Origin of the sequence: uncultured Brachyspira sp. (assembly GCF_944390595.1) — a bacterium.
Taxonomy (GTDB): Bacteria; Spirochaetota; Brachyspiria; order Brachyspirales; family Brachyspiraceae; genus Brachyspira.
Map to the genome: position 1 here is coordinate 1 of NZ_CALXRN010000129.1, position 15789 is coordinate 15789.

Below are 15789 nucleotides of genomic sequence, written 5' to 3' on the forward strand. Positions count from 1 at the left end.
ATAATTATACTGTTTCTTGTAAAAAATAATCGATTAACTTTTGACATAATATAAAATTTTTAGTATATTATATCAGCTATAAAATTACGGAGTTATATATTTTTATATGAAAAAAGAAAAGAATGAAGAAGCTGTAAGACTTGTAAAGGTTATACTCGAATCCGGTTTTGCAAGCAGAAGAAACTGCGAAAAGGCTATAATGTCCGGCAGAGTGAGAGTGAATAATCAGGTAATATTGGATCCTGCATACAGAGTAAAAGAAGAAGATAGTGTTTCTATTGATAGGAATTTAATAAACAGACAAACTAAAAGATATATGGCATTATATAAGCCTATAGGAGTTGTAAGCACTACAAAGTATTTACCTGGAAGAAGAATAATTACAGAGTTTTTTAAGGGTATAAAGGAAAGATTATTCTATGCTGGAAGACTTGACTCAGAATCAAGAGGAATAATGATAATAACAAACGACGGAGAGTTTGCAAATATTATTACACATCCTTCTTATGAGATATTAAAAGTTTATGATGTTACAGTTAATGGAAAAATAGATTCTGAAAAGCTATTTGAGGCAAGTAAAGGTATTACTATAAAAAATGTAACTTATTCTCCTTTCAAATTTAAAATACTTTCTAAGGGAAGAATACAAAGCAAGATACGCCTTACTATTAATGAAGGTAAAAACAGAGAAATTAGAAAAATTTTTGATCATTTAGGTTATAAAGTTATTGATTTGGAGAGAATATCCGTTGGATGCGTAAGCAAGTATAATGAAATATCTGGTACCCTAGAAGCCGGACATATTAGGGACTTAACAGAAGAAGAAATAGCATTCTTTTTTAAACAAAAAGATAAAAAATTAAAAGATATAGAAAATATATTTGCTGATGTTGAAAAATATAATAATATTTCAGAAGAAGAAATTGATATTGAAGAAGAGATAACAATTAAAGATGATAAGCCTGTAAAAAAGCATGATAAGTCAAAATGGGCAAAAGCAAAACCTAAGAAAAAAAGATTAACTTCCGGAAAATTGAAAACATATAAAGGTAAATCTTCAACAGAAAAAAAGTCTGATAAATTAACAAAAAAGAATAAAATTGAAATAACTAATAAAAATATAAAAAAGACTAGCAAAAAAAGATGATTTTTTTATATTTTTTTGATAGTATTTAGTTTTTCAATTTCTTTTGGTATTGATTTTATTTGATTGCTGTTTATTGTTATTTCTTCTAGCTTTTGCAGGTTTTGTATATCTTTACTGATTTTTTTTATTTTATTGAATGATATGTCTATGAACCTAAGGTTGTATAAATAAAATATTTCTTTTGGTAAATAATTAATATTACAGCTGCTTATATCAAGTTCTTTCAATTTGATAAGTTTATGAATATTTTTATCTATTTTATGAATATAGTTATTAGAAATATTTAAATATTCCAAATTACTTAAATTATAAATCTCTATGGGAAGTTTTTTTATTCTATTGGCTGAAATATCAAGTTTTTTTAATTTTTTCAAATTGGATATTTCTTTTGGTATTTTTTCAATATTATTTAAAGATAAATACATGCTTTCTATATTTGTAAGCTTAAAAAATTCATTTGGTATATAATCTATATCTAAATTGCTTAAATTAATTTCTTTAATGTTAGAAATTTCCTCTTTGCTCATATTTGCTATATCATAAGCATCTTTTTCAATTGACCATTTAATTATTTTTTTAAAATCTGTATCACTAAAGCTCATAATCAAACACCTTTTAATATATTTATATATTAAAATATAATTATGACAAAAAATGACGTAAAAATACATATTTTTATAAATATTTGTATTTTTTATTATTTGTATATTATAACATATAAAAGATTAAATATTATCAGAATATAAAAATTCTTTGAAATAATCCGGATAATCTATTTCAAATTTCATCATTTGTCCGCTGATAGGATGTTTAAACTCTATTTCTTTAGCTACAAGCATTAATCCTTTATATTTATTAGAGCTTTTTGAATATATTTTATCTCCTGCAACCGGAAAGCCTTTGTATGAAGAATGTACTCTTATTTGATGAGTTCTGCCTGTTTTAAGATTTATTTCTATTAGGGTATGATTTTTAAATCTTTTAATAACTTTTATATAGGTTAGGGCGTCTTTACCGTCTTCTCTAACAGTCATTTTTTTCCTATAAACAGGATGTCTTCCTATAGGTAAATTTATCTCTAAAAAATTTTCTTTTAATACGGATATTACTACTGCATGATATATCTTTTTTATAGTCCTGTCTTTGAATTGTTCTTGTATTTTTGCAACTATATCAGCATTCTTTCCAATAATCATAAGTCCGGAAGTATCCTTATCCAGTCTATGTATAATACCTGCCCGGCTTTTATTTCCTAAAAAAACAAAATCTTTTATATGATAAAGCAAGCCATTTACCAAAGTACCATTCATCTCTGATGATGAGCAATGAACACTCATATTTGCAGGCTTATTTATTATTAGAAGATGTTTATCTTCATAAACTATATCTAAATCAATATTCTCTGGTGTAGGACTTTCTATATCTGTTTCATCATCATCAATATTATCTAAATTAATTGTAATTTTATCATTAAGTTTTAATGAATATGATAATTTTTTTTCAGAATCATTTACCATTATAGAAGACATGTAATTTTTTACTTGGCTTCTTGTAATATTCATCTTATCGCTTATAAATATATCTAATCTTTTACCTGTATCTTTTTCTGTAATAATAAATGACTTTGCAGTATTGTTATCATTCATATTTTTTAATTATTTTCTTCGATATTAGTTTTTTTCTTTTTATCAAAATCTTCTTTGAATATGAATACTCCTATTGCTATTATACATATACCTATTGTAATAGAAGCATCGGCTATATTATAATTATAAGGGAATCTAATAGTTTCATTAAATCCCATGCTTATAAAATCTGTTACATACCCTCTCATAATTCTATCAACCAGATTTCCCATAGCTCCTCCTAGAACCATAGTAAAACCTATCATAGATAATCTCTGTTTTTTTACATTTATTGAAATCATTATAAAAAAAACTATAATCATAGCAGCAAATACAACCACTTTTAATAATTCCGGTATTATATGCTTTATAGTTTCAGGCACATTGTTAAGAAATCCGAATGATACTCCGTAATTTCTTGTATATATAAATATTAATATATCTCCTATAACTCTCTTTATTACAATTTCCTGCAAATACTTATCTATAAAATATTTTGATACTGTGTCAGCTATAAATATCAATACAGCTATTATAAAATATATTTTCTTTTCTTTAATTTCTTCTAATACTTTATTAAATTTTATCATGTTTTATTGTTCTCTATTTTTAGTTTTTATTTTAATTTGAAATCATAATTTATATTAATAAAAATTACAAGCATAATTTATAAAATTGTTGCTTTTAATATTTAAGTATTATATAATAACAAAAATAAAAATCTAAGAGTAAATGGTAACAAATTATGAAAAAAATCAATTTATGTTTATTAGGTGCCTCCGGTGCCGTTGGTCAAGAGATGCTTAAGGTATTAGAAGAAAAAAATTTTCCTATTGAAAACTTGAGATTATTGGGAAACAGTTCAGCAGGTCAAAAAGTTTCTTTTAAAGGTCAGGATTATACTATTGAAAAAGTTTCTAAAGATTCTTTTAAAGATATGGATATTACATTAGTTGCAGTTGGTGCAGATGAGAGTAAAAAATATTCTCCATTGGCAGCAGCAGCAGGAAGTATAGTTATAGATAACAGCAGTGCTTTTAGAATGGATAAAGATGTTCCTTTAGTAGTTCCTGAAGTAAATCCAGAAGATATAGTTAATAGAAAAAAAGGAATAATAGCTAATCCTAACTGTTCTACAATAATAGCTTTAGTGGTATTAGCACCATTGCATAAGTATGGAAAAATTACCCGTGTTATAGCTTCTACTTATCAGGCTGTTTCAGGTGCTGGAAAAGCAGGTATGGATGAATTAAAAGAACAAATTAAAGATCTTAGTCAAGGTAAAAAACCAACTTCAAAAACATTCCCATATCAGATAGCATACAATTTGATACCTCGTATAGATTCTTTTGACGAAAAAAATTGGTATACTAAAGAAGAATTGAAAATGACTAATGAAACAAGAAAAATGCTTCATGATCCTAAAATAGCTATAAGCTGTACTTGTGTAAGAGTTCCTGTTGAAAGAAGTCATAGTGAATCTATAACAGTAGAAACACAAAAGAAAATTTCTGCTAAAAAGGCAAGAGAATTATTAGAAAAAGCAGATGGAGTTAAAGTTGTAGATAATCCTCTTAAAGAAAAATATCCTATGCCTTTAGATACTTCAAATCAGGATTTAGTATTTGTAGGAAGAATAAGAGATGATATAAGTGCTAAAAACTCTTTAACATTCTGGTGTGCAGGCGACCAAGTTAGAAAAGGTGCTGCTACAAATGCTGTTCAAATAGCTGAATTAGTATTAAAAGAATTAGAAGCAAAAGAAAAATCAAAAGATTCTAAAAAAGTTAAAGACACTAAAAAAACAGCTTCATCAGCAAAAAAGGCTACAAGAAAGCCTTGTGTTAGAAAAACAACAAAAAAATAATAATAATTTTTTATAGAAATTGTAAAGGAGCCCTAATTTAAAATAGGCTCCTTTTTTTATAGTTGATATTGAAAAAAATATAACTTGTACTATACTAGAAAATAATTTAATTTTTTAATAAATGAAGGATTTTAATATGACAATTCAAGAAGAATATTTTTCTAATTTATCCAAAGTATTAAAAGAAAAGTTTAACAATAAAGGTTTTGCATTTGATAGTTTTTCAAATAAAGATGAAGCTAAAAAGTTTATTATGTCTCTTATAAAACAAGATGATGTAATAACTTTTGGAGGAAGTACATCTGTTAATCAAATGGGGATACTTGAAGATTTAAAAAGCTATAAAAATTTTATTGATAGAAACAATAAAGATATAAAATCAGAGGCTGAATTAAAAGCTTTCAGCAGCGATGTTTATTTCTGTTCCGCTAATGCTGTAACAAAAAATGGAGATATAATAGCTATAGATGGAAGCGGAAATAGGGTAGCTGCTATTATTTACGGACCTAAGAAAGTATTTTTGGTTGTTGGAAGAAATAAGGTATGCAATAATGAAAAGGATGCTTTGAAGAGGGCTAAAGATGTTGCTGCAGCTGAAAATTCTATAAGATTTAAAATGGATAATCCTTGCTGTGTTAATGAAATGATTTGTAATGATAACTGCGATATAGATAAAAGATTATGTGCTTATACTGTTATTATTAATAAATGTCATATAAAAGATAGAATACATATAATATTCATAGATGAGGAATTGGGATTTTAAAAATTAAGTTTTTTATAAAATATTTAAAGTTATCAATCAATTGATAACTTTAAATATTCTCTTTTAATATGATATTTGATTTTTATATTTTTCAAATAAAGTACCTGAAAAATCTGTACTTTCTATAGCTTCTTTTAATCCTGATAAATCAACATTATATTCATCTCCGTAATTATTCGGTCTTATAGTCATGTTTGTATTTTTTAATAATTTATTAAAAAAATCTACAGTTTCTTGTTCCTGAACTAATCCGAATGAAGGAGAAATAGTAAATAGTATATCAAAATTATCTTTTGATGATCTCATTGCAGGCTCTACAGAGTAATAGTCTGAATTATTAAATTTATACTGTACTATAGGTTTATTTTCATCTATATCATCTTTATACCATGTTAAAGTTATATTAAATTGATTAGTTCTTGAAGCTATATAAATTTCAAGATTTTGATCGACTTCAAGTGATATTGTAACTGTTTTTGCATCAGTATTATCATAAGTTATGGTTCTCACTTTCCATTTATCATAGTATTTGGTTACCGCTGCCGGAAATAATTGCATGCTGAATATAAATAATATTATAAATATAAATTTTTTCATCTTGTGAACCTCATCATACATGTTATTATATATTTTCGTTTGTTTTTGTCAAAGTATTAGTATAATAATTTTTTTATGCTGTTATACCAATTTATTATATATTTTTTAAAGTCTTCGTATTTTATTCTTTCTTTTTCCATTTCATCCATATGCCATGGAGTAATCATATTCCCTAACTCTTTTATTCCATTTATATTATTATTTTTAACGTTTTCCATGAATGTTTCTATCTTTTTTATAAGTTCTTCTTTATTAACATTTTCTATTATATAATTATTTATTTTTATATTATTTTTATTATATTCTCTTCTATCTTCAAAATTATATATTTTAACATTGTTTATTTTAGCAGATTCTTTTGTTAAAGTAAATATATCTATTGTATTAATAAGTTCCTGCACTAAAGCTTCAAAATGCATTTTATAACTCATTAAAGATGAAGATGTATTTCTATAAATTCCGTCATAACATTCCTGTTTTTGATTATCATTAAGGCGTTTATATTTTAGAGTTTCAAATGTTTTTATTTTATTGCTGTTAATTAAATCTAATGCTATAGCATTTGAATATAATGAATGGCTTTTATCATTCAAATGACAGAAATCGCATCCGGCAAGAAGTATATATTTAGGATTAAGCATATAAGCTATTCTCAATGCCGGCATTATAACGCTTCCTTCCATATAGAAATAAATATTATTGTTTTCATTACTGTCATCTGTGTTATATAAAATTTTCTCTAAACTTTCATCATGTGAAAAATAAAATATTCTTTCATCTTCAATATCGGTTAAAGGAAAAGGGTAGGCACTATGTGTTGTAAATATTTTTGTGTCTTTATTTTCTTCTTTTGTAAGATTCATTATATGTATTGATGAATAAAATCCTCCGTCTGTTGATACCACAGCATCAGGTTTTATATTATTATTTATTAATGTATTAAAAGCATGCGACAAAACAATAGTAAAATGAGTTTTTGATAATTCTTTTATTTTGTCTATATAATTGTCTATAGAAGCACCTGCTGAAACCAGTAGTAAAGGCACTTCTTTTTTTAGTATATTATGATATGTTTTTATAGAGTATCCTCTATTGAAATGCATATTATATAATATATTACGCGACCATATAGGAGCAAAATAGTAATTTGATGTTAAAGACATTAATTTTTCTTTTATACTATTTGCTAAATATATATTAATATTATCATAATATTCGGATGTTTCTTTATCAATATTTGAAGCTCTTACATGCCTTATATATACTATTTTTTTTGTATCAGTATCATTCATATAAAAGTTAAAAAATGATAATATATTTTCTATATCTTCATTGAGAATTATTATTATATTTTCTGGATTTTTGATTTCAATATTTTCTAAAATAAGTTTAACAATTTCAACATCTTTTTCTATTATTATAGCTTTGTTATTTTCATTAAGAGATAAAAAATATTCTATATGATAAAAAGAAGCTATAGATAGAAATATTCCTATATGTACATTATTGTCTTTTATAAATTGTTCTATTAATCTTTTAGCCTCATCAATAGGGGCATAAGTTGATGTTAATGGTTTATTATTAAATAATATACTTATTAAATTATTCTTGGTTAATTTAATTTTATATTTTTCGCTGCTTCCTGTATAATCTTTTAATTTATTTACAGCTCTAAAGTTATACTTATTTTTCTGCAGTTTTTTTATATTATTATTGAAAATATTATCGTTCATTTCCGTAGCTCTAGTATATTAGAATATACCATATTTTTCTATAAGTTCGTATATAGAATCTTCATCATCTTTGAGTTTATTATATATAATCAATTCGGGTCTATATTCAAAATGTATAGTATCATAATTATGCCATTTTCCGCCCCATATAAAGCCGTACTTCTCAAATACTTTTACAACTTCTTTAGGAGGATGCCATCTTTTATCATAAGGCACAGCATACCAAGCCTTATTATTAACTCTAGTCCAAACCCAATATATCTGCTTACCGTAATTTTTTTTAGGTAAAGTATCAAAAGCAACTCCGTAACTATGATAGCTTCTGCTTGCACTTTTTGATATTATTTTCCATACATATCCGCTGACAATTTTTAAAGAATCCAAAAACTCATCAACTTCTTTGTTTGTTTGAGCAATAAGTTTAACTTCCATGCTTACATTTGAAAGAGGCTCATAAACATAATCATGTACTCTTACTCTATGTCCCAAAATACTTACAGTATTTATATGCTTAATCATATTTCTTTCAGTTGTGCCGTCATATAAAGTATCTAAAAATTTATTATTTATATATTTGCTGTTGTTTACCCTTCTTTTATAATAATCTTCAAGTTCTTTTGTTCTTTCAGGTGTTTCTTTCTGTAATTCAGGAAGTCTGTCTATAGGATATGAATAAAAACCAAAAGGTATATAATTGTCCTGATTTGTCATATCTTCATCTGTTAATAATTTACCATTAGCCCAATTAAACCATATTCCGTCTAAATAAAATCCTAATTCACGGTTTTTTATCATAGGAGGAGATATTCTATTTGAATAAGCTAAATGCAATGATATAGTTTCTATAGCCCCAGGTCTTATTATCATATCTCTTCTTATTCTTGCTTTTTCTTCTTCTATTTTTTTCTGTTCTATGTCAAGTGCTATATTAGGAAGTATGCTTACTGTGTTATTCATGTATATGACGCCTACAGCAGTTATTGAAGATACTACTACACTTATTAATATTATGATTATGAGCTTATATTTGAATCCTGAACTTGCTTTTAAAATAAAGCTTATAAGCGCCATTATAACTAATATTATGAGTATTAATAATACATATTGCAAAATTTCCATAAATTATATTTGATTATCTCTCTATTATAAAGTTAACATAATAATAACATGTTTTTTAATTTAATTCAATTATTAATTATCGTTAAAAACGATAAAATACTTAATAGTAATATTTATCAAAAAAGTATTTTATTTATAAAGATTTAATGATTGAAAAAAGATTGGGCGATGACGGGCTCGAACCGCCGACCTAGTGCTTGTAAGGCACCCGCTCTCCCAGCTGAGCTAATCGCCCTTTCATTGAAACGTGTAAATATATTACCATGCTATGATAAAAATGTCAAGTGCATAAATGAAACAAATTTTATAATTTTATAAATAATAAAGGCATGCATATAAATGCACACCTTATTATTCTATATTATTTACAATTTATGTTATATATTAGCATAAGCAGGCTCATTAGTGTTTTCACTGCTGCTGTTATTCGTATTTTCTTCTTCCAATGCTTTTCTTTTCATTTTTTTATATATATAGATATACATAATTGCAGACATTATTACTGTAACTATATCAGCTATAGGCTGAGACCATATAATACCTTTGATACCAAATAATTTTGTTCCTATAAGTATTGTTGGTACAAATGCTATACCTTGTCTGCTTATAGAAAGTATTAGGGAAGGAATGGATTTTCCTAATGCTTGGAATGTTGACATAAATACAAATTGAAAACCTATTATAGGAGCTATAGAATAACTTGCTACTAAAAATTTTACCCCGTAATCAATTACTTCTTCATTGTTAATAAATACAGCTACGGATATTCTTCCAAATATTAAAGATAAACTTAAAAGTAAAAATCCTATTATTACGCTTACAGCACATGATATTTTAATGGCAGCATTCATTCTTTTATAATTTTTAGATGCAAAGTTATATCCTACAAAAGGCTGAAGTCCTTGAGAAAGCCCTATAAATACTAATACAACAAGAGTAAATATCCTTTGAGCAACTCCAAGTCCTGCTACAGCATTGTCGCTGTAACCTGCAGCTAAGTTATTTATTAATATGTTTGAAGCACTCATAAGTATATTGTTTATAGAAACAGGTATTCCTATTGAAAATACATTTGAAAGTATATCTGATTTCATAGAAAAATCTTTAAAATGTATTGATAAGAAAGATTTTTTTCTTAGTATATGATATATATAGTAAACAGTAGAGCATGCATTTCCAATAATTGTAGCAAGTGCAGCACCGGCAACTCCCATATTCATATAAAGAATCATAATAGGGTCTAATACAATATTCACTACAGTACCAATCATCATACCTATCATAGCCTCTTTTGAAGAACCTTAAGCACGTACAATCTGTCCCATAGCCATTTGATTAACTACAAAAGGAGCTCCTAATGCTACTATTATTAAATAGTCTTTAGAAAATTGATAAGTGTTTTGACTTGCTCCTGATATCTTTAATATATCTTTCATAAATATTAAATATACTGCCATAGAGATAAATCCAACTATAATACTGGCATAAAAACTAAAAGCAGATATCTTTTTTACGCTTTCATAATCTTTAGAACCTAATTTTCTTGATATGTAAGAACCGCCGCCTATACCGAAAATATTACCGAAAGCCATAAGAAGCAAATATATCGGCATACATAATGATACAGCAGCTACCTGATTCGGATCTCCTGTCTGTCCCACAAAGAAAGTATCTACCATATTATAAAAAACATTTACTAACATTCCTAATATTGTTGGAAGTGCCAGCGTAATTAGAGCTTTGTGTACAGGATAATTTTCAAATAATTCAATTTTTTTATCTGTCATACGTTTGTACCTCCTATTATTATTTCAGTATATATTGTATGCTATATATTAAAATATAGCAAGCTATATAATAGTGGTTTTTAACTATATTTAGAGATAGATGCTTGTATGTATAATACATTTATGACAAATTAGTCATAATATGCATATACTCCTCTTTCTCTTGAGGCATCATAATCTTCTTTTAATTTCATAGAATGTTTTTCTTTTGAATTAATGAATCTTAAACATGATTTTATAGCTTCTTTTGTTAGAGGAGGGACATCGCTTCTATTTAAAGTTTCTTCTACATCAAGCCAAATAACCTCGCTGTTCTCTTCATCATTAACTTTAGCTTCTCCTGAAATATATTCTGCTCTGAATGCCAAATACCAATCATCAGCAGTAAAACGCATAGATACTATTTCAAATGCCTTTACTTTTACATTGGTTTCTTCCAATACTTCACGCTCAGCCGCCTCTGCAGGAAGCTCGCCCTCATTAATAAATCCTCCAGGTATTATAAGAAGTCCGTTTCCTCTTCCGTAATTATGGCGTCCAAGCAATACTTTGCCGTCTTTTATAACAACACACCCTACGCCTTTACCGAATATCATTCTTTCATTAGTTGAAAATGCCATTTGCTGTATCCTCTTTTTTATTGAATTTTATTTCTAATATATATTCATCTTTTTTACTGCATGCTGCTTCATTTGCTATTCTGTTTAATCCGTAAGGCTCTAAATATAAAGCTAGTATATTATTATCATCTTCTGAAGTTATTACTGGTATTTTTTTTCTTAAGCTGTCAGATATTTTTAAATCTATAAACATTTTCCTTAAACTTTTTTTATGATTATCAGGATAAGCAAATAAAATATCTCCGTATCTTCTTTTTCTTATTATTATAGGATATTTTGCTTTTATATAAATATTATCTCTATAATTAATATTTTTATTTAAAATAGTTTTAATTTCAACTTCTTTATCTAAAAAATTATATATTCCATCTTTTTCTATTTTTATATAATCATTATTTATATCTTTATCAGATATTTCTTCCATACTTTTTATATTAATAAAATCATAATCTTTTATTAAATAAAAATTATCAAGTCTTAATTTTATATTTGTATTTTTTGATTTTATTATATTTATTATTTCAGAAACTCTTTTTTCACTTATTTCTATATTATTTTTAGCTAACAGCTTAATAATTATTCTGCTTGTGAAAATATAATTCATGCTTTTTATTTTTTTTATGCTAAGAGTTTTATTATCATTTGAAATATTTTTTTTATATAAAATATTAGTTTTTTTTCTTAATATTACAGCTTCATCATAGCTTCTTTTTGCAAATCTTATAATATTTGTTTTTGCTTTGGTATTGATTTCTTCAAGCATTGGTATTATTAAATTTCTTATTTTATTTCTTGCATAATAATTTTTTTTATTTGAATAATCTTCTCTATGTTCAAGATTATTATTTTTAGCATATACTTCAATGTCTTTTCTATAGAAGTTTAAAATAGGTCTTAAAACATAGCCCTTTTTTTCTCTAAGGCTTTTATAAACATTAGTTCCAGCACCTTTAATCATTCTGTACATTATAGTTTCAACTAAATCATCTTTATTATGTGCTATTAATAAATAATCATATATATTTTGTTTATGAAGCTCTTCAAAAAAATTATATCTGTCATTTCTAGCTTCAAGCTGTACATTCTTTCCATTATAGCTGTTTGGCGGTATTTCTTTAATATGTATTTTTATATTATATTTTTCAGCTATACTTCGGGCAAATAATTCATCATTGATAGAATCTTCTCCCCTAAGATTATAATTAACATGTATCATAATCAAATTAAAAGATAATTTCTCTTTTAATTTGTATGCTAAATGAAGCATAACCTGAGAGTCTATACCTCCGGAGTAGGCAACAGCTAAAGTTTTTCCTTTGACATAATTTATATTATGTATTAAAAATTCTTCTGTTTCTTTCAGCATGTAAATTACCGTATTATTATCTTATTATAAAAGTATATCATAATATTATTATTTTTTATATAACAGAAATTTTATTTGAAAGAATATGATTCTTATTATATTAGAGTGATTATTATTAGTTAATGCCTCATAAATTTTTGATTTCTAATATTCTGTCGCTGCCTGATATTATTGTATTATTTCATCTTTTGCATAAATTATAATGTTACACCGTCTTTGAATATTGCAATTTCCTGTTTATTTAAATATTCACTTTTCGCATGAATATTTCCTGAAGCAACATCTAAAATATATTGAATTAATTTATCTGCTGTACTTTCCATAGTTTCTCCCGTAAGCAATATACCTGCATCAAAATCTATCCAATTTTTTTTATGTTTAGCTAAATTTGAATTGCTTGATATTTTTATTGTAGGTACAGGAGAAGAAAAAGGAGTTCCTCTTCCAGTTGTAAATAATATGATATGCGAACCGGCTGCGGCAAGTGCATTAGAAGCTATAAGATCATTTCCAGGAGATTGAAGAAGCATAAGTCCTTTTTTAGAAACTGTATCTCCATATAAAAGCACATCTTCTATTACAGCATTTCCGCCTTTTTGTACGCATCCGAGAGATTTGTCTTCAAGTGTACTTATACCGCCTTCCTTGTTTCCATGAGATGGATTTTCATCAATATGCTCTCCGTATTTAATAAAATATGACTTGAAATTATTAATAAGATCTGCAGTTTTTTTAAATACTTCTTCGTTTCTGCATCTTGCCATAAGCAATGTTTCAGCACCAAACATTTCAGGAACTTCAGTTAGTATTGATGTTCCTCCATGAGATACAATTATATTTGATATCTCTCCTACAAGAGGATTTGCAGTAATACCGGAAAAACCGTCTGATCCGCCGCATTTCAAACCTATAACTAAATTAGAAATATCGCATTCTTCTCTATGAAATTTGGAAGCATAAGCACATAATTGTTCTATGATATTTACTCCGTCTTCAATTTCATTTTCAGATTCTTGGCAAACTAAAAACTTCACACGCTCTTCGTCGTATGAACCTATAACTTCTTTTAATAAAGATATTTGATTGTTTTCGCATCCAAGTCCTATTACTAATACAGCACCTGCATTAGGACTTTTTATTAATCCGCTTAATATTTTTTGAGTATGTAATTGATCATCTCCAAGCTGTGAGCATCCATAAGGATGACTATATGAAAATATACCGTCTATATTATCCGTTTTAAATTTTTGAGAATTCCTAGCTATTTGATCCGCTATAGCATTTACGCATCCTACAGTAGGTATAATCCATACTTCATTACGTATTCCTACAGAGCTGTTATCACGTTTATAGCCCATAAATTTATATTCTTTTTTATTGTTTATAGGCTCTTTAAAATTAGGTTTATAATCATAATTCAGAACTTTATCTAATTTAGTTTTTATATTATGTGTATGCACCCATTGACCTTTTTTTATATCATTTTTTGAAACACCTATAGGGAAACCGTATTTTATAATATCCTTTCCATTTTCTATATCATAAATTGCTATCTTGTGACCGGCTGGTATATCATCTTCTGCTTTGATTTCTGTGCCGCTGATATTAATAATTTCTCCTTTCGAGATTTTATTTACAGCAACAGCTACATTATCATTTTCGTTGATTTTTATAACTGACAGCATATTATTCTCCTATTATTTATGAGACTAACTCATCTATGTATTTTTTTATTCCAATTTCTGATATTTTGTTCAAATGATTTACTATGATATTTTTGAATGAAGTTCCTGAAGAATCATGTATTGCTGATAAATCCTCTCCCCAGAAATTTATTTGCTTCATTAGAATATCTGCAAATTTATCATTATCTAAATTAGAATTATTAGCAAAGAACTCTAAAACATTGCTGTCATCACGTATTTCATAATTATCGTTTCCTCTTTTTCCGATTAGGCAGTTATCTCCTTTCTCGGTGCTTCTATAAAAAGCAGACAAAGATGCAAATGAAAAAGAAAGCCATTTTGGAAATTTTCCAGTATTTGATATACTGTCTTTTAAAGTAGGAAGTACTCTTGATTTCCATTTTGATATGGAATTTAAAGAAATAGATAATAATGAATGTTTTATAAAAGGATTCTCAAAACGTTCAAATACAGAATGAGCAAATTCCTCTGATAAATGCACAGTAGGTACAATCTCTTCAAATACGCATTGTTCAAGCTGTTTTCTAATAGATTTATTATCCATACATTCTTTAACATAATCCATACCATAAAGATATGCTCCTAATGCCATTGAAGTATGTGCTCCGTTTAATATACGTACTTTTCTTTCTTTAAAAATATTTATATTATCTGTAAATTCAACATTTAATTTATCTGATGAAATATTAAATTTATAAGATATGCTAGGATCTTCAATAACCCATAAGCCAAAAGGTTCAGCTGCTGTTAATAGTTCATCTTCATATCCAAGTTTTTCTATTATTTCTTTATCTTTAGGGTATCCTGTTACTATTCTGTCTACAAGAGTAGATACAAATTTACAAGAATTATTAACCCATTTAATAAAATCTTAAGATAGTTTCCATAGAGTGCAGTAGTCTATTATGCATTTTTTTAAAGTTTCTCCATTTTTTTCTATGAGTTCTGCGGGAAGCATTATTAATCCTTTGTCATTAGAGCCATTAAAAAAATTATAGCGTTCATATAAAAATTTAGTTAATTTAGCAGGAAATGTGCTTGGATGAGAATCTTCAAGTTTATCAGAGTCATTGAATACAATTCCAGCCTCTGTGGTATTTGAAACTACAAATTCTAAAGTATCTATATGCGAAAGTTCCATAAAATCAGAATAATTTTTAACAGCACTTATCGTTTTAGCTATAGATGTAATTACTCTGTTTTCTTCATAAATATTTCCGTTTTTACGTCCTCTGACAGCAACAGTATAAATACAGTTTTGCTTATCAAATTTTGCTGTTTTGTCGGATCTAGGAAGTACTATAACTATATTTCCATTAAATCCTAAAGTTTCATTTGCAATATCTATAGCATAATCTGTAAATGCTCTAAGAAAATTTCCTTCTCCAAACTGTATAACTTTAATAGGACGCTCAATTACATTATATAAATCTTTTATATTTTTCATAATAAATAT

Annotated in this window: 15 protein-coding genes, 1 tRNA gene and 1 pseudogene; 4 read left to right on the forward strand and 13 right to left on the reverse strand. The window is 26.5% G+C overall.

The window, feature by feature from the left end:
• Positions 1-106 precede the first annotated feature (106 nt).
• Positions 107-1147, forward strand: a complete 1041-nt coding sequence (locus Q0J90_RS07375; RefSeq protein ID WP_297277293.1) for a pseudouridine synthase — start codon at positions 107-109, stop codon at positions 1145-1147.
• 5 nt (positions 1148-1152) lie between these two features.
• Here Q0J90_RS07375 and Q0J90_RS07380 read toward each other — a convergent pair whose 3' ends face one another.
• The 3 genes from Q0J90_RS07380 to lspA all read right to left on the reverse strand — a co-directional run bounded on the left by Q0J90_RS07380 (position 1153) and on the right by lspA (position 3362).
• Positions 1153-1749, reverse strand: a complete 597-nt coding sequence (locus Q0J90_RS07380) for a leucine-rich repeat domain-containing protein (protein WP_297277294.1) — start codon at positions 1747-1749, stop codon at positions 1153-1155.
• 123 nt (positions 1750-1872) lie between these two features.
• On the reverse strand, positions 1873-2793 hold the full coding sequence (locus Q0J90_RS07385; protein ID WP_297277295.1) for an RluA family pseudouridine synthase: 921 nt from the start codon (positions 2791-2793) through the stop codon (positions 1873-1875).
• Positions 2794-2798: 5 nt separating this feature from the next.
• Positions 2799-3362, reverse strand: a complete 564-nt coding sequence (lspA, locus tag Q0J90_RS07390) for a signal peptidase II (RefSeq protein ID WP_297277296.1) — start codon at positions 3360-3362, stop codon at positions 2799-2801.
• 155 nt (positions 3363-3517) lie between these two features.
• On the opposite strand from lspA, the gene Q0J90_RS07395 reads away from it, so the two are divergent.
• Both Q0J90_RS07395 and Q0J90_RS07400 read left to right on the forward strand, forming a co-directional pair.
• On the forward strand, positions 3518-4639 hold the full coding sequence (locus Q0J90_RS07395) for an aspartate-semialdehyde dehydrogenase (RefSeq protein ID WP_297277297.1): 1122 nt from the start codon (positions 3518-3520) through the stop codon (positions 4637-4639).
• Between the two features lie 136 nt (positions 4640-4775).
• Complete coding sequence (locus Q0J90_RS07400; RefSeq protein ID WP_297277298.1) at positions 4776-5405, forward strand: lactate utilization protein; 630 nt, start codon at positions 4776-4778, stop codon at positions 5403-5405.
• Between the two features lie 63 nt (positions 5406-5468).
• Here Q0J90_RS07400 and Q0J90_RS07405 read toward each other — a convergent pair whose 3' ends face one another.
• The 9 genes and pseudogenes from Q0J90_RS07405 to Q0J90_RS07445 form a co-directional block, all read right to left on the reverse strand.
• A complete protein-coding gene (locus Q0J90_RS07405; RefSeq protein ID WP_297277299.1) occupies positions 5469-6002 on the reverse strand; it encodes a hypothetical protein in 534 nt (177 codons plus the stop codon).
• A gap of 56 nt (positions 6003-6058) precedes the next feature.
• Positions 6059-7735 (reverse strand): 6-hydroxymethylpterin diphosphokinase MptE-like protein, encoded by a 1677-nt coding sequence (locus Q0J90_RS07410; RefSeq protein ID WP_297277300.1) that lies wholly within the window; start codon positions 7733-7735, stop codon positions 6059-6061.
• 18 nt (positions 7736-7753) lie between these two features.
• Positions 7754-8854, reverse strand: a complete 1101-nt coding sequence (locus Q0J90_RS07415) for a M15 family metallopeptidase (RefSeq protein ID WP_297277301.1) — start codon at positions 8852-8854, stop codon at positions 7754-7756.
• Positions 8855-9016: 162 nt separating this feature from the next.
• Positions 9017-9089, reverse strand: a tRNA-Val gene (locus Q0J90_RS07420).
• A gap of 142 nt (positions 9090-9231) precedes the next feature.
• Positions 9232-10641, reverse strand: a pseudogene (locus Q0J90_RS07425) (MATE family efflux transporter).
• A 131-nt stretch (positions 10642-10772) separates the two neighbouring features.
• The gene (locus Q0J90_RS07430; RefSeq protein WP_297277302.1) at positions 10773-11261 is read right to left on the reverse strand and encodes an NUDIX hydrolase; all 489 of its coding nucleotides are present in this window, start codon (positions 11259-11261) and stop codon (positions 10773-10775) included.
• Entirely contained in the window at positions 11245-12627 is a 1383-nt protein-coding gene (gene tilS, locus Q0J90_RS07435; RefSeq protein WP_297277303.1) for a tRNA lysidine(34) synthetase TilS, read from the reverse strand. Before tilS ends, Q0J90_RS07430 begins: the two co-directional genes overlap by 17 nt.
• Before the next feature lie 197 nt (positions 12628-12824).
• Positions 12825-14312 (reverse strand): UxaA family hydrolase, encoded by a 1488-nt coding sequence (locus Q0J90_RS07440; RefSeq protein ID WP_297277304.1) that lies wholly within the window; start codon positions 14310-14312, stop codon positions 12825-12827.
• Between the two features lie 16 nt (positions 14313-14328).
• The gene (locus Q0J90_RS07445; RefSeq protein ID WP_367173863.1) at positions 14329-15117 is read right to left on the reverse strand and encodes a hypothetical protein; all 789 of its coding nucleotides are present in this window, start codon (positions 15115-15117) and stop codon (positions 14329-14331) included.
• Between Q0J90_RS07445 and Q0J90_RS07450 the strand changes: the two genes are divergently transcribed.
• A complete protein-coding gene (locus tag Q0J90_RS07450; RefSeq protein WP_297277305.1) occupies positions 15035-15208 on the forward strand; it encodes a hypothetical protein in 174 nt (57 codons plus the stop codon). The two genes, Q0J90_RS07445 and Q0J90_RS07450, sit on opposite strands and share 83 nt — an antisense overlap.
• Here the strand turns inward: Q0J90_RS07450 and Q0J90_RS07455 are convergent.
• Positions 15205-15780, reverse strand: a complete 576-nt coding sequence (locus Q0J90_RS07455; protein ID WP_297277306.1) for a hypothetical protein — start codon at positions 15778-15780, stop codon at positions 15205-15207. The two genes, Q0J90_RS07450 and Q0J90_RS07455, sit on opposite strands and share 4 nt — an antisense overlap.
• Positions 15781-15789 lie beyond the last annotated feature (9 nt).